General features: G+C 73.1%; 22 protein-coding genes. 14 read left to right on the forward strand and 8 right to left on the reverse strand.

Annotation, left to right across the window (positions count from 1 at the left end; translation table 11 throughout):
* Positions 1-187: 187 nt before the first annotated feature.
* The gene (locus KBX63_RS10080) at positions 188-856 is read right to left on the reverse strand and encodes a DUF1345 domain-containing protein (protein ID WP_210910742.1); all 669 of its coding nucleotides are present in this window, start codon (positions 854-856) and stop codon (positions 188-190) included.
* A 39-nt stretch (positions 857-895) separates the two neighbouring features.
* A complete protein-coding gene (locus KBX63_RS10085; protein ID WP_210910743.1) occupies positions 896-1,165 on the reverse strand; it encodes a DUF2795 domain-containing protein in 270 nt (89 codons plus the stop codon).
* Between the two features lie 157 nt (positions 1,166-1,322).
* Between KBX63_RS10085 and KBX63_RS10090 the strand changes: the two genes are divergently transcribed.
* The 5 genes from KBX63_RS10090 (at position 1,323) to KBX63_RS10110 (ending at position 4,787) form a co-directional block, all read left to right on the forward strand.
* Positions 1,323-1,733 (forward strand): DUF2267 domain-containing protein, encoded by a 411-nt coding sequence (locus KBX63_RS10090; protein WP_210910744.1) that lies wholly within the window; start codon positions 1,323-1,325, stop codon positions 1,731-1,733.
* Between the two features lie 242 nt (positions 1,734-1,975).
* Complete coding sequence (locus KBX63_RS10095) at positions 1,976-2,998, forward strand: TerC/Alx family metal homeostasis membrane protein (RefSeq protein ID WP_210910745.1); 1,023 nt, start codon at positions 1,976-1,978, stop codon at positions 2,996-2,998.
* A 76-nt stretch (positions 2,999-3,074) separates the two neighbouring features.
* On the forward strand, positions 3,075-3,674 hold the full coding sequence (locus KBX63_RS10100) for a sulfite oxidase-like oxidoreductase (RefSeq protein WP_210910746.1): 600 nt from the start codon (positions 3,075-3,077) through the stop codon (positions 3,672-3,674).
* Positions 3,667-4,446, forward strand: coding sequence for a ferredoxin reductase (locus tag KBX63_RS10105; RefSeq protein ID WP_307871677.1), 780 nt, complete (start codon positions 3,667-3,669; stop codon positions 4,444-4,446). The genes KBX63_RS10100 and KBX63_RS10105 overlap by 8 nt, the downstream gene beginning before the upstream one ends.
* A 47-nt stretch (positions 4,447-4,493) precedes the next feature.
* The gene (locus tag KBX63_RS10110) at positions 4,494-4,787 is read left to right on the forward strand and encodes a DUF6510 family protein (protein ID WP_210910747.1); all 294 of its coding nucleotides are present in this window, start codon (positions 4,494-4,496) and stop codon (positions 4,785-4,787) included.
* Between the two features lie 269 nt (positions 4,788-5,056).
* Here the strand turns inward: KBX63_RS10110 and KBX63_RS36380 are convergent, their stop codons facing one another.
* The gene (locus tag KBX63_RS36380) at positions 5,057-5,632 is read right to left on the reverse strand and encodes an ABATE domain-containing protein (RefSeq protein ID WP_210910748.1); all 576 of its coding nucleotides are present in this window, start codon (positions 5,630-5,632) and stop codon (positions 5,057-5,059) included.
* A gap of 124 nt (positions 5,633-5,756) precedes the next feature.
* On the opposite strand from KBX63_RS36380, the gene KBX63_RS10120 reads away from it, so the two are divergent.
* Both KBX63_RS10120 and KBX63_RS10125 read left to right on the forward strand, forming a co-directional pair.
* The gene (locus KBX63_RS10120) at positions 5,757-6,773 is read left to right on the forward strand and encodes a LacI family DNA-binding transcriptional regulator (protein WP_210910749.1); all 1,017 of its coding nucleotides are present in this window, start codon (positions 5,757-5,759) and stop codon (positions 6,771-6,773) included.
* A 46-nt stretch (positions 6,774-6,819) separates the two neighbouring features.
* Positions 6,820-7,347: a GNAT family protein gene (locus KBX63_RS10125; RefSeq protein WP_307871678.1), complete on the forward strand. Its 528-nt coding sequence runs from the start codon at positions 6,820-6,822 to the stop codon at positions 7,345-7,347.
* 58 nt (positions 7,348-7,405) lie between these two features.
* On the opposite strand, the gene KBX63_RS10130 is transcribed toward KBX63_RS10125, so the two are convergent.
* Positions 7,406-8,854, reverse strand: a complete 1,449-nt coding sequence (locus KBX63_RS10130; protein WP_210910751.1) for a M20/M25/M40 family metallo-hydrolase — start codon at positions 8,852-8,854, stop codon at positions 7,406-7,408.
* A gap of 51 nt (positions 8,855-8,905) precedes the next feature.
* Here KBX63_RS10130 and KBX63_RS10135 point away from each other — a divergent pair, with 51 nt between their 5' ends.
* Entirely contained in the window at positions 8,906-9,058 is a 153-nt protein-coding gene (locus tag KBX63_RS10135) for a hypothetical protein (protein WP_210910752.1), read from the forward strand.
* Positions 9,059-9,093: 35 nt separating this feature from the next.
* Positions 9,094-10,395: an NAD(P)/FAD-dependent oxidoreductase gene (locus tag KBX63_RS10140; protein WP_210910753.1), complete on the forward strand. Its 1,302-nt coding sequence runs from the start codon at positions 9,094-9,096 to the stop codon at positions 10,393-10,395.
* A gap of 11 nt (positions 10,396-10,406) precedes the next feature.
* Here the strand turns inward: KBX63_RS10140 and KBX63_RS10145 are convergent, their stop codons facing one another.
* From KBX63_RS10145 to KBX63_RS10155, 3 genes are all read right to left on the reverse strand, one after another.
* Complete coding sequence (locus KBX63_RS10145) at positions 10,407-10,718, reverse strand: AI-2E family transporter (RefSeq protein WP_247662048.1); 312 nt, start codon at positions 10,716-10,718, stop codon at positions 10,407-10,409.
* A 10-nt stretch (positions 10,719-10,728) separates the two neighbouring features.
* Positions 10,729-11,523 carry a spermidine synthase gene (locus KBX63_RS10150; protein ID WP_210910754.1) on the reverse strand — a complete coding sequence of 265 codons (795 nt, stop codon included), beginning with the start codon at positions 11,521-11,523 and terminating at the stop codon, positions 10,729-10,731.
* A gap of 88 nt (positions 11,524-11,611) precedes the next feature.
* Positions 11,612-12,589: a DUF2267 domain-containing protein gene (locus KBX63_RS10155; RefSeq protein ID WP_210910938.1), complete on the reverse strand. Its 978-nt coding sequence runs from the start codon at positions 12,587-12,589 to the stop codon at positions 11,612-11,614.
* Positions 12,590-12,789: 200 nt separating this feature from the next.
* On the opposite strand from KBX63_RS10155, the gene KBX63_RS10160 reads away from it, so the two are divergent.
* Positions 12,790-13,104: a hypothetical protein gene (locus KBX63_RS10160; protein ID WP_210910755.1), complete on the forward strand. Its 315-nt coding sequence runs from the start codon at positions 12,790-12,792 to the stop codon at positions 13,102-13,104.
* A 178-nt stretch (positions 13,105-13,282) separates the two neighbouring features.
* Here the strand turns inward: KBX63_RS10160 and KBX63_RS10165 are convergent, their stop codons facing one another.
* Positions 13,283-13,543, reverse strand: a complete 261-nt coding sequence (locus tag KBX63_RS10165) for an STAS domain-containing protein (RefSeq protein WP_247662049.1) — start codon at positions 13,541-13,543, stop codon at positions 13,283-13,285.
* A 198-nt stretch (positions 13,544-13,741) separates the two neighbouring features.
* Between KBX63_RS10165 and KBX63_RS10170 the strand changes: the two genes are divergently transcribed.
* The 4 genes from KBX63_RS10170 to KBX63_RS10185 all read left to right on the forward strand — a co-directional run bounded on the left by KBX63_RS10170 (position 13,742) and on the right by KBX63_RS10185 (position 17,533).
* Complete coding sequence (locus KBX63_RS10170) at positions 13,742-15,499, forward strand: PP2C family protein-serine/threonine phosphatase (RefSeq protein ID WP_210910756.1); 1,758 nt, start codon at positions 13,742-13,744, stop codon at positions 15,497-15,499.
* 2 nt (positions 15,500-15,501) lie between these two features.
* Positions 15,502-16,551, forward strand: a complete 1,050-nt coding sequence (locus KBX63_RS10175) for a B12-binding domain-containing protein (RefSeq protein WP_210910757.1) — start codon at positions 15,502-15,504, stop codon at positions 16,549-16,551.
* A 118-nt stretch (positions 16,552-16,669) separates the two neighbouring features.
* Positions 16,670-17,017, forward strand: coding sequence for an STAS domain-containing protein (locus KBX63_RS10180; protein WP_210910758.1), 348 nt, complete (start codon positions 16,670-16,672; stop codon positions 17,015-17,017).
* Positions 17,018-17,086: 69 nt separating this feature from the next.
* Complete coding sequence (locus KBX63_RS10185; RefSeq protein ID WP_210910759.1) at positions 17,087-17,533, forward strand: response regulator; 447 nt, start codon at positions 17,087-17,089, stop codon at positions 17,531-17,533.
* Positions 17,534-17,587: the final 54 nt, after the last annotated feature.

The raw sequence follows: 17,587 nt of genomic DNA on the forward strand, positions 1-17,587 counted from the left end.
AGTGCTGGCCGCTCGGTTCGGGCGACCATCCACCGCCTGGTGACCGCACCCGGTTCGGGTGCGTTTCACCGCCTGGGCAGGTTTGCGTGGCGCCCCCGGTCGCGGTTCGTGGCCCCGGGGCGCCCGCCTGTCCCGGCGTCGACCAGCTCACCGCCCCGTGGCCACTCCGGGGCTCAGGTCGGGTGTCTCAGCGGGCCAGGCCGGCCAGCAGGTTCACCGTGACGGCGATGATGAACGCGCCGAACAGGTACGACACCATCGAGTGCCGCAGCACCGTGCGACGCATCTCGTTGCTGGTGAGGTTCGTGTCGGAAACCTGGAACGTCGTCCCGATGGTGAACGCCACGTAGGCGAAGTCGGAGTAGCGGGGCGGCTCGGGCTGATTGAAGTTCACCCCGCCGTCCGGGCCGGTGTAGTAGATCCGGGCGTACCGGGCGCCGAACACCGTGTGCACCACCAGCCAGGAGAGCACCACACTGAGCACGCCCAGCCCGCCGGACACTTCGCGGCGCAGCCCGGGCGGCGCGGAGTGGGCGCTGGCCAGCACCAGCCCCACCGCCAGCAGGCTGGCCAGGCAGGCGATCAGCAGCACCAGGTCACGGACGGCCCGGTTGGGGTCCTCGTACGAGGCGAGCCGCGACGTCTGCGCGGCGTCCAGCGGCCAGAGCTTGCGCCAGACCAGCCCCAGCCAGCTCAGCGCGGCCGCGTCCCAGCCGACCAGCGGGGCGAGCGGCGGCGACCATGTCGCGGCGATGACGCCGCCGGCGACGATGCCCACCGCCCCGACCAGGGCGAGCTGCACCGCGGCCGGGATGTGCCCGTCCGGGGCCCGGGACAGCGGACGCGCGCGGGTCATCCGCGCCGCGTCAGGACTCGGGCCGCCACCACTGTCGGGTCAGATGCCGCGCAGGTGCTGCGAGACACGGTTGTGCTTGTCGCGGGCCTGCGCGGCCCGCTGCGAAGGGCTCACCTCGGGGGCCGCCTCGATGTCGGCCGACCGGGCCACCTCGGTGCCGTTGGCGTAGTCCACCGGGGGCAGGGCGCGCAACGCCTTCAGCACGTCCGGCGGGGCACCCTCCCGCTCGGCCTCGCGGACCACGTCGTCCTTCTCGGCCGGGTAGTCCAGGCTCGACAGGTACTGCAGGACGTCGGCGTAGCTCGCCATGGCAGGGGCTCCCTCGGGACATCGATGTGGTCACGACGGGCGGCGGTTACCCGCTCGCCGTTGGGTCACGCCCGGGTGGGCGGCCGAATCGGCTTGCCGTTTCCGCCCGGCCGCCGCGGGTACCCGCAGGCGCCGACGCCAGCCGAGGGGGTACGCGATGAACTACGACACCTTCATCGACCAGGTTTCCCAGCGAACCCGGGCGCCGTCCGAGCGGTCGGTCGAGCTGACCCGGGCCGTGCTGGAGACGTTCGCCGAGCGGCTGACCGGCGGCGAGGTGCTGGATCTGGCCGCCCAGCTGCCCAGACCGCTGCAACTGGTGCTCAAGCCGAGCCCGCGCACCGAGCAGGCGGACCGGTTCGGGGCGGCCGAGTTCGTCGCCCGTGTAGCGCTGCGCGCCGATGTGGAGGAGCCCGCCGCCCGCGACGCCGTCCGGGCGGTTTTCACCACCCTGCGCGAGGCGATCACGGGCGGGGAGTTCGACGACGTGGTCACGCAGTTGCCGCGCGACTACCGGGGGCTCGTCGAGCCGGCGATGGCCCCGGGGGCGACGTTGCGTCGGAGCTGACCGCACGCAACTCGGCGGGGAGTCCCCCAGTCCGGCTGGCGCCGCATCCAGTGGTTGGTCAGGGCAACCATCCACGTCCCGCTTGGCGTCGAGATTGAGCCTGACCTAACCTTGTCGTGCGAGGGGAGTACTTCCCACGAACCATTCCGGTCAGTACGGCGCGCCCGGCGCGCCTCGGGTGGTTGCCCATCTTTGGTGGGTGAAGGAGACCTCGAACATGACACGGTGTTCGAGGAGACCTCATGACCGAAGTGTCGTACCTGTCCGCTGCCGGTGAGTTGTCGTCGGTGGGCACGCCCACGCTGTGGGCGGCCACCATCGCCGGCGTGCTGCTGCTGCTGGTGCTGGACTTCCTGGTCACCCGCCGCCCGCACGAGGTGTCGATGCGGGAGGCGATCGGCTGGTCGGCGTTCTACATCGCCCTGCCGCTGGCGTTCGGCGGCTGGGTCTGGGCCCGTTACGGCTCCGAGTTGGGCGTGCAGTACCTCACCGGCTACCTGGTGGAGAAGTCCCTCTCGGTCGACAACCTCTTCGTCTTCATGCTGCTGCTGGCCGCGTTCGCGGTGCCGGCGGTGCTCGCCCAGCGGGTGCTGCTCTACGGCATCGCCGGCGCGCTGGTGCTGCGGGCGGTCTTCATCGCCCTCGGCGCGGCGGCGTTGCAGACTCTCGACTTCGCCTTCCTGCTCTTCGCGATCATCCTCATCGCCACGGCGGTGAAGCTGCTCCGTGACGCCCTCTCCGGGCACCAGCAGGAAGTCGACATCAACAAGATGCGCTCGGTGAAGCTGCTGCGCAGGTTCATGCCGGTGGTCCACGAATACCACGGCACCCGGATGACCGTCCGGCAGGGCGCGAAGCGGGCGCTCACCCCGTTCGCCCTGGTGGTGGTCGCGGTGCTGGCCACCGACGTGGTCTTCGCGGTCGACTCGGTGCCGGCGGTCTACGGCATCACCGAGGATCCGTACCTGGTCTTCGCCACCAACGCGTTCGCCCTGCTCGGTCTGCGTGCGCTCTACTTCGTCCTGCATGCGGCGCTGAGCCGGCTGGTGCACCTCAGCTACGGCCTGGCCATCATCCTGGCGTTCATCGGTCTCAAGCTGGGCCTGCACTGGGCGCACGGGATCTGGGACAGCGTGCCGCAGATCCCCACCCTGGCCTCGCTGGGGGTGATCATCGGGGTGCTGGTGGTGGTCACGCTGACCAGCCTGCGCGCCACCCGGGGCGGTCAGCCCGAGGAGCGCGAGGTGGTCGCGGAACGGCGGTGACCGCGCCACGCCGGGGCGACGAGGAGGTACGCGGGAAAGCTCCCGCCCCGGCCGGCGCAGGTGGTACGACTGTGCAATGGGAATCGTGTCACCGGGCTTTCAGGGTCGACCCCGAACACAGGAACCGGCCCTGCCACCCGGGCAGTACCTGACAGAGGACTTCCCGGTGCTTTCGGCCGGCCCGACGCCCCGGGTGTCGCTGGACACCTGGGAGTTCGTCATCGCCGCCGAGAACGGCACCGAGTACCGATGGTCGTGGCAGGAGCTGATGGCGCTGCCGCAGGAGACGCCGATGGTGGACATCCACTGCGTCACCCACTGGTCCAAGCTCGGCACGACCTGGAAGGGCGTCTCGTTGGACACCCTGCTCGACGGTGTGGACACCGGGGCGCACTTCGCGCTCGCGCACTCGTACGGCGGGTACACCACCAACCTTCCGCTGGACGACCTGCGCGGCGGCCGGGCCTGGGTGGCGCACACCTTCGACGGCGCGCCGCTGCCCCCCGAGCACGGCGGGCCGGCACGGCTGCTGGTGCCGCACCTGTACTTCTGGAAGTCCGCCAAGTGGGTGCGCGGCATCCGGCTCAAGACGATGGACGAGCCGGGGTTCTGGGAAACCGCCGGGTACCACGACTACGGCGACCCGTGGCGCGAGCAGCGGTACCAGGGTGACTGAGCGCGCGGTCGCGACGGGCACCCCGGCGCGGGCCCCCATCCGGTGGCAGGTCGGCCGGCTGGTGGAGCGCCGGGTGGAGACGCCTAGCGCGCACACCCTGGTGCTGGAGGTGCCGGACTGGCCGGGGCACCTGCCCGGGCAGCATGTCGACCTGCGGTTGACCGCGCCGGACGGTTACCAGGCGGCCCGGTCGTACTCGGTGGCCGGGCCCGTGGTGAACGGTCCGGGCGGCCCGCGCATCGAGGTGACGGTGCAGCGGGTGCCGGACGGCGAGGTGTCGCCGTACCTGATCGACGTCTACGGCCCGGGCGACCCGGTGGAGGTCCGTGGGCCGCTCGGCGGCTGGTTCATCTGGCGGGCCGAGGAGACGGCGCCGGTGCAGCTGCTCGGCGGTGGCTCCGGCATCGTGCCGCTGATGGCGATGATCCGGGCTCGCCGGGAGGCCGGCAGCAAGGTGCCGTTCCGGCTGCTCTACTCGGTGCGTACGCCCAGCGACGTGATCTACGGTGACGAGCTGCGCCGCCGGGTCCGCGACGACTTCGGGCTGGACGTGGCGTACGTGTACACCCGCGAGGCGCCGGAGGGGTGGCGTGGTGAGCCGCACCGGATCGGGCTGGCCGACGTCAACACCCACGGCTGGCCGCCGGACCTGGAACCGCTCACCTACGTCTGCGGCCCGACCGGGTTCGTGGAGACCGTGGCCGACCTGCTGGTGGGGCTCGGCCACCCGTCGCGGCGGGTGAAGACCGAACGCTTCGGCCCCACCGGCTGACCGCCCCCGCCCGCCCCCGCCCGCCCACGCAACGTCGAGGAGACCCGATGACTGAGATGTCGTATCTGGACGGCAACATGCTCGACGGTCCACTGCGCGAGCTGTTCGCCGTCGACCTGAGCACCGCGATTGGCCGCTGCGAAAACTGCGGGATGACCGGCTCGATCGCCAGCCTGCACGTCTTCTCGCACGCCCCGGGCCTGGTCGCGCGCTGCCCGTCCTGTGAGTCGGTGATGCTACGGCTGGTCCGGGGGCCGGACCGGGCCTGGCTGGACCTGCGCGGCACCACCTTCCTCCAGGTCCCGCTGCCGCTGGAGCAGACACATCCCGGCCCGCTGTGACGGATCGGTCGGCGTGATGAGACACCGGCCGGGGCTGATCTGTGATCCTCCTCATCACCGGAGGAGCCAGTTGGTCAGCTCGCACCCTCCTTTGCTCTGGTTCAACGGACGCAACATCACGGCCAGAAACCGTTGCGCGGGTTGAAGCAGAGCAAAGGCGGCGGAGAGAGTGAGCCTCGCCGGTTCGGATACAGCCCGTGGCTGGAGTGGGTGACGATCGAGCAGGAGTTGGCGCCCCGGTAGCGCGTCCAGGGTCCGCCGGGCGGTCCCTAGGCCGTCGGTCCACCGTGGGGCGTGCGGCCGGTGCGGACGGCGTACGCCCGCTTCATCTTGACGTAGTTGCCGCAACCGGCCATCGAGCACCAGCGGCGGGCCTGGTTGCGGGAGGCGTCGTAATAGGCCCAGCGGCAGGTGTCGCGGGCGCAGACCTTGAGCCTCGGCCAGGTGCCGTCCTCGCCGCACACCCGGATCGCGTCGACCAGCCCGGCCAGCGCCTGGTGCAGCGGAGCGCCGCCGGCGGCGACCAGGCGCTGGCCGTCGTCGGTGAAGAGCAGCGCGACGGGCGCCCCGGCCAGGGCCTGGTTGAGCCGGTCGAGCGCCGTGGGGTCGGCGTGGTGACCGGCGTGGCCGAGCAGTACGGCGCGCAGGCCCTCCCGGACCGTCACGGCCACGTCGAGGTCCGCAGGCCCGAGGTGCGCGTCCCGCGCCACCAGGTCCCGTCCGGCGAACCAGTCGCGGAGCCGGTCGGGGCTGGTCAACGTCTCGTCGTCGATCTGCGGCTCGAAGGTGTTCACGAAGTCCCGAACGAGCCGCACGGCGGCCGGCACCCCGGCGTCGTCGTCCACCGGCCACCCCCCTTCCCTTTACACCACCGTAGCGCCTTGACAGGTGTGAAATCGCCTGCGAGGGTCGGAAGTACACCAGTGAAACGGCTTTGGTGGTGTGACATTCATCGGGGGAGGGTGGGTCGTGGCTTCCACGCTCAAGGACGTGGCCCGGCTCGCCCATGTGTCGGTCAAGACCGTCTCCAACGTGGTCAACGGCTATCCCCATGTGAGCCCCGACGTGCGCCGCCGGGTCGAGGCCGCCGTCGCCCAGCTGGGCTACCGACCGAACGTGTTCGCCCGGACCCTGCGCACCGGGCGCACCGGCGTGCTCGCCCTGGTCCTGCCGGACAGCGACGTGCCCTACGCGGATGATCTGGCGCGCGAGGTCGTCCGCGCGGCCGGGAGCCGGGGCTACCGGGTGGTCATCGAGCAGGTGGGGCCCGACGACGAGCGCCTGGCGCCGTCGCTGGGCGCTGCCCGCACGATGCCGGTGGACGGCGTGCTGGTCAGCGCACCCGTCGCGCCGGCCGGGCTGGTCGAGGTGTTGCCGGCCACCGGGCGTCCCTTCGTGCTGGTCGGCGGCGAGGCCCGGGACGGGCGCTGCGACCAGGTGAGCGTCGACGTCGCCCAGGCCGCGGAGGACGCGACCGCGCACCTGCTGCGCGCCGGCCGCCGGCGGATCGCCGCGATCGGCGCGTACCCGACGGAGTCCGCCGCCGTGCCACGGCCGCGCACGGCCGGCTACCACCGGGCGTTGCGGGCGGCCGGCCTGGCCCCCGTGCCCGGTCACCTGCTGCCCGCAGGGCGCCACCGCCGTGCCGACGGCTACCGCGCAGCCCGCGCGCTGCTGGCCCAGCCCGGCCGACCGGACGCCATCTTCTGCTATTCCGACCCCCTCGCGATCGGCGCGATGCGCGCCGCCTTCGACGCCGGGCTGCGTGTCCCCGGCGACGTCGCGGTGATCGGCATCGGCGACATCGAGGAGGGCCGCTACTCCCGGCCCACGCTGAGCACCGTCTCCGTCGACACCGGCTTTCTCGCCCGGGAGGCCGTGGCCCGGGTCACCGCCCGGATCGACCAGCCGGACGCGGCCGTCGCCATGGTCACCGCGCCGCACACGGTGCTCCCCCGGGAGAGCACCGAAACCACGCTGCGCTGACCGGCGGTTGGACAGCGCCCGGGTGGGTCGGTCAGAGTGGTCCGCCGTGAGATACCTGCGTACCGGCGGTCCCGCCGCGATCCGCCGACCCCGGCCTGCCGACCGGGACGAGTTTCTCGCCGCCACGCGCCGCAGCCGTGAGCTGCACCATCCGTGGTTGGCCGCGCCGGACAGCCCGGAGGAGTACGACCAGTACCTGCGCCGGATCCGCCGCCGGGCCAGCTCCGGCTACCTGATCTGTGACCGGGCCAGCGGCGAGATCGCCGGCTACGTGAACATCAGCGGGATCGTGCTGGGCGCGCTGCGCGGCGGCTACCTCGGGTACGCGGCGTTCCAGCCGTACAGCGGCACCGGGCACGCCTCGGCGGGCCTCGCCCTGGTCATCGGTCATGCGTTCAGCGTGCTCGGGCTGCACCGGCTGGAGGCGAACATCCAACCCGGCAACGAACCGTCCCGCCGGGTGGCCCGTAAGCTGGGTTTCCGGTTGGAGGGCTTTTCCCCGGACTACCTGTTCATCGACGGCGCGTGGCGCGACCACGAGCGCTGGGCGATCACCGCACCGGCGGCGACCTGAACGGACGCCGTGCCCGCGGCCGGGGCGGTCGAACGGGACCGCCCCGGCCGCCCGCCGCTCAGCTGCCCGGCCGGGGGAATGCGACCGGGCTGCGCAGGCCGTCACGGCCCACGGCGCGGATGCCGAAGAAGACGTTGTCCTTGGACAGGTCGATGCTGACCTCGGTGACATCACCGACCGGGATGACCCGCTGCCACTCGGCGGCCGTGGTTTCCCGCCACAGCACCTCGTAGCCGGCCAGGTCCGGCTCGGTTCCGCGCTGCCAGCGCAGCGTGGTGTTGTTGGTCAGGTCGGTGGTCACGATGATGGCGCCCTTGGGCGTGCCGGGCGCCTGGGCCAGCGACCACAGCGCGGCGCCGTTGACCCGGGCCACCCGGGCGATGTACCCGAAGTCGCAGAACTCCGGCAGGTCACCGTACTGCTGTCCGTCCTGCACCCGGACGTCCTGGTGCTGGTGGGCGAAGTCCTCGTTCGGCTCGGTGAACCGCGCCGCCGGCCAGCCCTCCCGCAGGAACGAGATGTGGTCGCTGCCGCGCAGGTAGCGGTCCCGCCGGTAGATGACCCGTACCCGCATCCCGGTGGAGTCGTTCTCCGCCACGTCCCCGACGAACCGGGCGAGCTGCCGGGACGGCGAGTCGTTTTCGCCGCCGACGGACTGCCGCGTGCTCGCCTCCGCCGGGGTCTCGGCGGTCGGTACGCCCTCGGCGAAGAGCCGCACCGCGTACGGGTCTCGGGTGCCGTCGTCGGCCGTGCTGCTGCCCACGATGTCGTCGCTGAACATGCCCTGGACGTCCGCGCCGGCCGCCTTGAGCTGCTGGGCCAGGTACGCCGAGCCGTACAGCCCCTGCTCCTCGGCGGCGACCGCGGCGAAGACGATGGTGGCCGCGGTGGGCCGGGTGGCCATCAACCGGGCCAGCTCCATGACCACGGCCACTCCGGAGGCGTCGTCGTCGGCGCCGGGCGAGTCGCTGACCGCGTCCATCACGTCGGAGACCCGGGAGTCGTAGTGGCCGGTCACCACGTAGGTGCGGTTCGGCGAGGTCGTCCCGCGCAGGGTGGCGACCACGTTGGTGATCCGGGTCGCGGTGGGGATCCGCGACGCCGGCTGCTGGATGTACGACTGGAGTTCCACGGTCATCCGGCCGCCGGAGGTCGCCGCGTACTCCTGGAGGCGGGCGAAGATCCAGTCGCGGGCGGCGCCGATGCCCCGCTGTGGGTCGTCCTGGCTGGAGAGGGTGTGCCGGGTGCCGAACGCCGCCAGCCGGCGGACGATCGCCTCGATCCGCCTCTGATCAACCTGGCGGAGCAGTTCGCGCAGCTCACGGTCGGGCCGCTGCGTGCGCAGCGGGCGGCCCGGGCCGGACGGCGGGGCGTCGGCGTTGGCCGGCGTGGCGAGCGCGGGCACCGCCACGGTGGCGGCGGTCGCCGCGGTGGCGGCGGCCGAGGCGGACAGGAAGGTGCGGCGAGTGGACCTCGTGGGCCGGTCGCCGGTGTCGTCAGATCCCATTCCGGCATCCTCCCCATCGATGGTGGTGTCTGTCCATATCGTTGGGCGTGGATGTTCCGTGGCTTTCACCCGGACCGGGTGATGACACCCGGGCGGCTGGTGCTCGACGCGGACATCCCGGCCGAACTGGGTCGGATCACGGCCGATCGTCTGCGGGCCTTCGGCCGCCCGCTGCCCGTCGCGCCCGACCTGCCGGTTCTTTGACGTTTGTCCTGGGCTCCGGCGGGAAACGGGCCGCAATGACGAAACCTCGTGTGGTGATCGTGGGGGCCGGGTTCGCCGGTTACCACGCGGCGAAGACGTTGAGCCGCCTCGCCCGGGACCGGGCCGAGATCGTGCTGCTGAACTCCACCGACTACTTCCTCTACCTGCCGCTGCTGCCCGAGGTGGCCGCCGGGGTGGTCGAGCCCAAGCGGATCGCCGTGCCGCTGACCGGGACGCTCAAGGGCGTGCGGGTCGTGATCGGCGAGGCGGACCACGTGGACCTGCAGAACCGTTGGGTCGGCTTCACGCAGGCGGAGGGGGACAAGAACCGGCTGGCGTACGACCGGCTCGTGCTCGCCGTGGGCAGCGTCAACAAGCTGCTGCCCATCCCCGGGGTGACGGAGTACGCGCACGGCTTCCGTGGCCTGCCCGAGGCGGTCTACCTGCATGACCACGTGGTCCGTCAGATCGAGTTGGCCGAGCAGGCCGAGGACCCGGCCGAGCAGCGGGCCCGGAGCACCTTCGTGGTGGTCGGCGCGGGCTACACCGGCACCGAGGTCGCCGCGCACGGGCAGCTGTTCACCGATGCGCTGCAGTCCCAGCGGCCCCGGCTCACCATCCGTCCCCGCTGGATGCTGCTCGACATCGCCTCCCGGGTGCTGCCGGAGCTGGACAAGCGGATGTCGCAGACCGCACACAAGGTGCTCGACCGGCGCGGGGTGGACGTGCGGATGGGCACCTCGGTGGCCGAGGCGACCGCCGACGGGGTGAAGCTCACCGACGGCGAGTACGTGCCGACCTGCACGCTGGTCTGGTGTGTGGGGGTGCGCCCGGACCCGTTCGTCAGCGAGCTGGGCCTGCGTACCGAGAAGGGCCGCCTGGTGGTCGACGAGTTCCTCACCGTCCCCGGCTACCCCGAGGTGTACGCCTGCGGCGACGCCGCCGCGGTGCCCGACCTGACCCGCCCCGGTCAGATCTGCGCGATGACCGCCCAGCACGCCCAGCGGCAGGGCAAGCGCGCGGCGCACAACATCGCCGCGTCGTACGGGTTCGGGCAGCGCAAGCCGTACAAGCACCACGATCTGGGCTGGGTGGTCGACCTGGGCGGCAAGGCCGCGGCGGCGAACCCGTTGCATGTGCCGCTGGCCGGGCTGCCCGCGAAGGCGGTCACCCGCGCGTACCACCTGTTGGCGATGCCGGGTAACCGGACGAGGGTCAGCGCCGACTGGGCGCTGGACGCCACGCTGCCCCGGTCGGCGGTCCAGCTCGGCCTGGTCCCGGCGAACGCGGTCCCGCTGGAGAGCACGTCACCCGAGCTCGCGGCCCGGTCCCGCTGAGCATCGCCCGATCAGCCCGTCAGGGCGATCACGGCGGCGAACGGCACCCCGGTGAGTGCCAGCACCACGAAGGTCAACGTCCCGCAGATCACGCTGATCACCAGTTTGCCCGTCAGGTAGCCGGTGACGGTGCGCGAGACCTCCCGGCCCACCCGACGCAGCCGCTGGTCGTGGCCGTCCCCGGCCGCCGCGGGAACCGGCGTTGGAGCCGGTCCACCAGCGGCTTGAGCGCGACGGCGAAGAAGGCAGCGACCACGGCCCAGACCAGCACCCGGCGCGTCGAAGGCCAGCGTGAACGCTGTCGCCAGCACCAGACCGATCACGATCAGATGATCATTGTTGTGCGGCGTTGTCGGCGTCCGTGACGGGTCGGGCGCCGGCGACGAAGCCGTCCAGTGCGACGGCGTGCAGCAGGCCGCCGGGCACCGGGTCGCGCAGGGCGGCCACCGCCAGCCGGCCGACCGGCAGCCCGCCGGGGCGGGGTGTCGCGGCCAGCACCAGGTTGCCGTAGCGCCGGCCGCGCAGCATCCGCCGGTCGCCGAGCAGGCACACGTCGCCGAAGACCGCCCGCAGGGTCGCCACCTGCACCCGGGTGCCGACCAGTGGCGGCAGGTCCGTGACGTTGACGAGGTACAGCCCGTCCGGGCGCAGGGTGCGGGCCACCTCGGCGGCGAACTCCACGGTCCGCACGTGTCGTGGCATCCGAGCCGCCCGGTAGATGTCGGCGACGACCAGGTCGTACCGGCTGGCCGGGCTGGCGGCGACCGCCTCCCGGGCGTCGGCGACCTCCACCCGCACCTCGGGCGGCAGCGGCGGCAGTTCCCGGGCGACTAGCTCGACCACCGCCGGGTCCCGCTCGATGACGCGCTGCGGGGAGCCGGGCCGGGTGGTGGCCAGCCACCGGGGCAGCGTCAACGCGCCGCCGCCCAGGTGCAGCACGCTCAGCGGGTCGTCCGCTCGGGCCGCCAACTCCACCGCTGAGGCGATCCGCCGGACGTACTCGAAATGCAGGTGCCGGGGATCCTCGACGTCCACGTACGACTGCTCGACGCCGCCGGAGAGCAGCATCCGCCCGGTCCGGCGGACCGGATCGGCGACCAGTTCCAGCCGGTCGGCGGCGCGCCTCATGTCCGGCACGCTAGCCGGCACGGCGGGCGGGCCGACGGCGCGGGGGTGTGCTCCGCGTCCGCCGGCCCGCGTGCGCCGATGTGCCCGGTCAGCCGCCGGCCATCCCGGCACCCACCTCGTCGATCGCGTCGTCGATCTGGTGGGCGAGGTCCACGTCGAGCGCGGTCACCCCGTCCGACTGGTTGGTCCGCACGGTCAGCACGGCGGCCGTGCCCCCGGGGCGCCCGATGCTCGGGGCGCGCCCGGTCTCCTGGCGCAGCTGGTCGAGCCGGGCGAGCACCCGGTCCAGGTTGTCCGGCGGCAGCGCGACCACCCGGTACAGGGCGTCACTGTCGCCGGCCCAGTACGGCAGGTCGTCCAGCGCCGCCCGCAGCTCGGCCGCGTCCAGGGTGGGTGTGGTGGTGGAGGCGCCGACGAGGCCGCCGCCGGCCTCCGGCGGGTTCAACAGGTCCCGCAGGCCGTCGGGTACGTGCAGCGACTCGACCAGGTCGCCGTCCTGCGCGGCGAGCGCGGCGAGCGTCGCCTCCGCCTGGTAGCGGGCCTGCTCCGGGGTACGGCCACTGATCCGGCCCACCTCGGCCAGGAAGCCGGGCAGGTCGCGGTGCCGCTCGACGCCGTCGACGGGCAGCACGTCGTGCAACGAGGTCGGCACCGCCGTGAGCAGCCGCTGCCGTTCCGCCGCCTCGAGTGCGAAGGCGAGGACCAGCACGGTCGCCTCGGTGCCGACCTTGGCGGTCCTGAAGTCGACCCCGGCCCGGCGCCGGACGTCCTCGACCAGCTCGTTGTAGCCCATCGTGCTCGTTCCCGCCAGGCCGGCCGCGGGGGACGACTGCGGCCGGGGATTGTCCGGCGTACCCGTCGGTGGCGGGGCCGGCCCGCCGCGCGTGCTGTCCGGCTTGTGGCGTCCGGCCGGCGCCGGCCCGGCCCGCTTGCCCTGATCGAGGCTCGTGAGCTGCTTGGAGGCGCTCAGGCTGGCGCCGAACTCACTGGGCTGGCGACCCTGTTCGCGGGCCTGCCGGGCCAGCGCCCGGCGCCGCTGGTTGTCGCCCTCCATCTGCTTGCGCATGGTGACACCCCTTCCGCTGGGGATCGTGCCTGCGTCCGTCGCCTTCCCGCCGTCCCGGGCACCGAAACGGACGCCGCCGGAGCGGGCCGGCCGGGCATCGGTGGGCTTCATCCGGGGCGGGTGATGGGCGCTCACCCGCCCGGCCCGCAGGCTCAGGTCAGGACCGGAGTTCTTCCGAGGTACGCGGAAGGAAGGTCGTCATGAAACGGATCGTCGAGATCGTCCCCGCTCGACCCGGCTGGTACGCCCGCTGGCAGCTCACGCCCGACGCCACCCAGTGCTACGCGGTGAGCCTCTGGGCGCTGCTGGAGGAGGCCGACGGCACCGGCCGCGAAGTGGTCGGCATGGACTGCATCGGCCAGTGGCCGGGCGCGGACGACAACGAGTCCGGTGGGGATTTCGTCCGCTATCTGTACCAGACGCCCGATTCGGGGGCCCCCGAGGACGCCGATTCCGCGCCGACCTCCGAGCTACGCGAGAACGGACCCCGGCTCCAGCCGATCACCGCACCCTAGACATTCCTCCGGCCCCCGACCCCAGGTCCCAGGGTCGGGGGCCACCCCCCTTTCGGGAGTGGCCCGCCGTGCGCCGATCAGCCGATGGCGCGCAGGTCGTCGTCGGCGTGCTCCACGGCCAGCAGCTCAGCCAGCCCGGTGCGGTCCAGCATCCGCTGGAGCCGCGGGCTGACGCCGGTCAGCCGGATGGCCCAGCGGCGCGGTGCACCACGAGCAGGGCGCTGAGCCCGGACGAGTCGCAGAGGCTCACGCCGGTCAGGTCGATCATCTGCCGCTGCTGCTGCTGCTGCTGCTGCTGCTGGTGGTCGTCGCCGCCCAGCTCGGCAACCGCCGCGATCAGGTCGGGCGCGCTGTCGTAGTCGAGGTCGCCCGTCAGCCGCAGCCGAACGTGCCCGGCATCGAGCCGGCTCACCTCGATGGTCAACAGCTGGGAGGACATTCCTCCATGTTCCCAGCAGAGGGACCGAACGCGCATCCGGGGGCCGGAACGCGCCGGCCGGTGGGTCGGCGACCAGGCCTCCGAGCTGCCGTGAGGTGCCGCTCCCGGCCGCCCGGCGTAGGGTGGGCGGGACAGTATTGACCACAGACGCCGGTTCCGGCGCGGGTCGGGCGGACGACAAGGAGTGGGGCTCAGCTGGTGACTGCTGCCGACGTCAGGGACTGGGACCCGGGCGACGGACGGATCTCCACACCGAGTACCACACGGGCCCCGGCGTGGTCCGCCGCGCCGGTCCGGCCGACGGCCGCCCTGCCACCGCTGGCCCCCGACCGGGGTCAGGTCCCGCCCGACTGGTCCGAAGTCGTCGAGCACTTCCGCGAGGGTCTGGTCGTCTGTGACGCCGACGGCGTCGTGCGGCACGTCAGCCCGGTGGCCGAACGGTTGCTGCCCGAGGTGGTGCCCGGCGAGTTGCTCGCCGCAGCCGGCGTGCCCGCGTTGAGCGACGGGAGTCCCGGCGGCTTCACCCATCGCGGGCACCGGCTCACCGCCCGCTGCGTACCCTTCTCCGGCGCCCGCTGCTGCTGGTACGTCGAGGACGTCACCGAGAGCGTCAGCCGCGCCGACGCGCTCCTCGCCGAGCGCGCCCGCTCGGCCTTCCTCGCCGTGGTGGGCGACAAGCTGGGCAACCCGCTGCACCCCGACCGCGGCGCCGCGGCGGTCGTCCGGCTCGCCGTGCCGTCGCTGGCCGAGGTGGCCGTCCTGGTGCTCGCCCCGCGCTCAGGGCGGGCCCGCTGGTGGCGGGCCTCGCGGGCGGACGACGAGGCGCCGCTGGTGGACAGCGGCGTGCTGGCCGGCGGCGACCTGCCGGCGGCCATCGCCGACGGGCTGACCGGGGTCGAGCCGCACGCGGTGGACTGGCTGGTGGAACAGGCGGTCGACGCGGGCTGGCTGCCCGGCCTGCCCGGCACCGAGAGCGCCGCCCGGGTCGTCCCGCTGCCGGGCGGGGACGACCCGGTCGGGGTGCTGCTGGTCGCCCGCCGTGCCACCCGCCCGTACGACGAGGACGACGTGGAGCTGATCCGCGCCTTCGCGGCCCGGGCCGGGGCGGCGTTGACCACCGCGCTGCTCTACCGCGACCAGGCGGAGGTGGCCGACACCCTCCAGGCCAGCCTGCTGCCGGTGGAGCCGGCCGAGACCGCCGGCGTGCAGTGGGGCACCGCGTACCGGCCGGCACAGGCGGGGCTGCGGATCGGCGGCGACTTCTACGGCTCGCACCGGCTCGCCGACGGCGGCTCGCTGTTCTTCCTCGGTGACGTCTCGGGCAAGGGCGTCGAGGCTGCGGTCTTCACCGGCCAGCTGCGCCAGTGCCTGCAGGCCCTGCACCGGGTGGAGTCGCACCCCGGGCGGCTGCTGCGGCTGCTCAACGACGCGCTGCTGGAGACGACCCAGGCGCACGGCCAGGGCCGCTTCGCCACCATCGTGCTCGGCGTCGCCCGACCGGAGCGCGAGGGTGGTCTCACCCTCACCATGGCCGGCGGTGGGCATCTGCCGCCGCTGGTGCTGCGTGCCTCCGGCGAGGTGGAGACCGTGCCGCTGCGTGGCATGCTCATCGGCGTGGTGCCCGACCCGCGCGTCGGCGAGGTGACCGTCCGGCTGGCCCCGGGCGAGACCTGCCTGCTCTACAGCGACGGGGTGACCGAGGCCCGTGGCGGCCGCCGAGGCGATGAGCAGTTCGGCCCGGAGCGGCTCGTCACCGCGGTGACCGGATGCCAGCGGATGCCGGCACCCGCCCTGGCCGAGCGGGTCGAGCAGGTCACCTGCGACTGGTTGGCGCACGGCGACCACGACGACATCGCGGTGCTGGCGCTGCGCGCGGTCGGCCCGAACGGGCGACCGTCGCGACACCTGCACGCCGTGCCCCGACCCGCCGCGACCGACCAGCAGAGGGAGACCTGAGCGTGACCGCGCCGTCCACCGCAGTCGACCTGACCGACGTCTACCCCGGCTATCTGGACTGCCTCGCCGACGCCGACGAGTACGCCGCGATCGATGTGGCGCTCAGCCTGCTCGACGCGGGCCTGCCGGCCGAGCGGGTGCTGCTCGACCTGGTCGCGCCGGCCCAGTCCGAGGTGGGCGAGCGGTGGGCGCGCAACGAGTGGAGCGTCGCCCAGGAGCACGCGGCCACCCACATCAGCGAGCGGGTGGTGGCGGCGGTCGCCGCGCACGCCAACCCACGCCCGACCGGCGGGCGGGTTGTCGTGGCCTGCATGGACGGTGAGTGGCACGCGTTGCCGCCCCGGCTGGTGGCCGAGGTGCTGCGGCTGCGCGGGTGGCAGGTGACCTTTCTGGGCGCGAGCGTCCCGGCGGCGCACCTGGTGTCGTACCTGCACCAGCACGACGCGCACGCGGTGGCGTTGGCCTGCGCGCTGCCGGTACGGCTGCCGCACGCCCACCGCATGATCGAGGCGTGCCGCCGCTCGGACGTGCCGGTGGTGGTCGGCGGGCGCGGGTTCGGTGCGGACGGCCGGTGGGCCCGTCGGCTCGGTGCCCCCTGGGCGGCGGACGCGCCGACGGCGGCCGAGCTGATCGCCGACGAGCGGGCGCTGCGTCGGGTGCCGCCGGCACAGCTGTCGCACCTGGCCGATGACGAGTACGCCAGCCTGGTCCTGCGCCGGGGCGAGCTGATCGACAGCGCGCTGGCCGACCTGCGCGAGCGGGTCCCGGCGACACGGGCCTACACGGCCGCCCAGCTCGACTCGACCGTGAGCGACCTCGGCCACATCGTCGACTTCCTGGCCGCCGCGCTGTACGTCGACGACGCCTCGCTGTTCACCGAGTTCGTCGAGTGGCTGGTGGGGATCCTGACCAGCCGAGGGGTGCCCGCCGCCGCGGTGGAGCTGCCCCTGGCGCACTACACCGCCGCGCTGCGCGACTTCCCCCGGGCGGTGCGCGCGCTGACCCTGGGCCGGGCCGCGCTGCTCACCCCCGGGGGCAGCGCCGCCCGCTGATCGCCGGCCTGCGGCGCTCCCCGCCGATCACCGTGCCATGCGCTCGCCGGGGTGCCCCTGCTTATACTTGCCGCACTGCAAACGTCCCACCCCAGCGGTGGAGCGAAGGGGGAGCACGGTGACGTTCAGCGTCAGAGACGCCGGGCGCGATGGCGAGGGGTACCGCCTGAGGCTCGCCGGTGAGCTGGACCTGAGCACCGCGCCCGAGCTGGTCGCCGCGATCGACCGGCTCTCCGACGCGGGCGAGAGCCGCGTCCTGCTCGACCTCACCGACCTCACCTTCTGCGACTCCACCGGGATGGCCGTGTTCGTCCGGGGAGACAACCGGGCCGCGGCCGAGGGGGGCTGGTTGCGCCTCACCGGCGCCAGCGGCCGGGTCGAGCGGGTGTTGCGGGTCACCGGCCTCGCCGACGTGTTGCACTACCAGCCGGACACTGTCGACCCGGCGTCCCGCAGCGCCTCCTGATGGGCTAGATTTCCCCGCCAACGCCGGTGACCGTCAGGTCCCGTTTCCGTCGATCCGAGGCAGGTAGTGATGGGCGCAGAGAGCCCGCAGCCGGTACGCATCCTGGTGGTCGACGACGACCCGGGCGACGTGCTGATGATCGAGGAAGCGTTGGCGGACTCCGACGTGGACAAGGTCATCGACGTGGTGAGCGACGGCGAGGAGGCGATGGAGTTCCTCCGCGCCGAGGGACGGCACCTGACGGCCCGCCGGCCGGACGTCATCCTGCTGGACCTGAACATGCCACGGATGGACGGGCGGCAGGTGCTCGGCGCGGTGAAGCAGGACGAGGACCTGCGGACCATCCCCATCGTGGTGCTGACGACCTCGAACGCGGACACCGACATCGTGGGCAGCTACACCCTGCAGGCCAACGCGTACGTCACCAAGCCCATCGACCTGGACGACTTCAACGACGTGGTGCGCCGCATCGACGAGTTCTTCGGCCGGGTGGTCGTGCTGCCCAAGCGCGCCTGACCTCTCCGGCGCGAGCCGGGCGGCATTGTCCACGCCGCCGGCCCGGCACCGCCC

The organism is Micromonospora sp. U21, from assembly GCF_018070045.1.
In the GTDB taxonomy this organism is placed as follows: Bacteria; Actinomycetota; Actinomycetes; order Mycobacteriales; family Micromonosporaceae; genus Micromonospora.

Coding starts and splice junctions, on each gene's coding strand:
- KBX63_RS10090 (WP_210910744.1), top strand. CDS start 1,323: ATGAACTACGACACCTTCATCGACCAGGTTTCCCAGCGAACCCGGGCG.
- KBX63_RS10185 (WP_210910759.1), top strand. CDS start 17,087: ATGGGCGCAGAGAGCCCGCAGCCGGTACGCATCCTGGTGGTCGACGAC.
- KBX63_RS10160 (WP_210910755.1), top strand. CDS start 12,790: ATGAAACGGATCGTCGAGATCGTCCCCGCTCGACCCGGCTGGTACGCC.
- KBX63_RS10100 (WP_210910746.1), top strand. CDS start 3,075: ATGGGAATCGTGTCACCGGGCTTTCAGGGTCGACCCCGAACACAGGAA.
- KBX63_RS10155 (WP_210910938.1), bottom strand. CDS start 12,589: ATGCGCAAGCAGATGGAGGGCGACAACCAGCGGCGCCGGGCGCTGGCC.
- KBX63_RS10135 (WP_210910752.1), top strand. CDS start 8,906: ATGTTCCGTGGCTTTCACCCGGACCGGGTGATGACACCCGGGCGGCTG.
- KBX63_RS10085 (WP_210910743.1), bottom strand. CDS start 1,165: ATGGCGAGCTACGCCGACGTCCTGCAGTACCTGTCGAGCCTGGACTAC.
- KBX63_RS10165 (WP_247662049.1), bottom strand. CDS start 13,543: ATGTCCTCCCAGCTGTTGACCATCGAGGTGAGCCGGCTCGATGCCGGG.
- KBX63_RS10080 (WP_210910742.1), bottom strand. CDS start 856: ATGACCCGCGCGCGTCCGCTGTCCCGGGCCCCGGACGGGCACATCCCG.
- KBX63_RS10110 (WP_210910747.1), top strand. CDS start 4,494: ATGACTGAGATGTCGTATCTGGACGGCAACATGCTCGACGGTCCACTG.
- KBX63_RS10140 (WP_210910753.1), top strand. CDS start 9,094: ATGACGAAACCTCGTGTGGTGATCGTGGGGGCCGGGTTCGCCGGTTAC.
- KBX63_RS10150 (WP_210910754.1), bottom strand. CDS start 11,523: ATGAGGCGCGCCGCCGACCGGCTGGAACTGGTCGCCGATCCGGTCCGC.
- KBX63_RS10095 (WP_210910745.1), top strand. CDS start 1,976: ATGACCGAAGTGTCGTACCTGTCCGCTGCCGGTGAGTTGTCGTCGGTG.
- KBX63_RS10130 (WP_210910751.1), bottom strand. CDS start 8,854: ATGGGATCTGACGACACCGGCGACCGGCCCACGAGGTCCACTCGCCGC.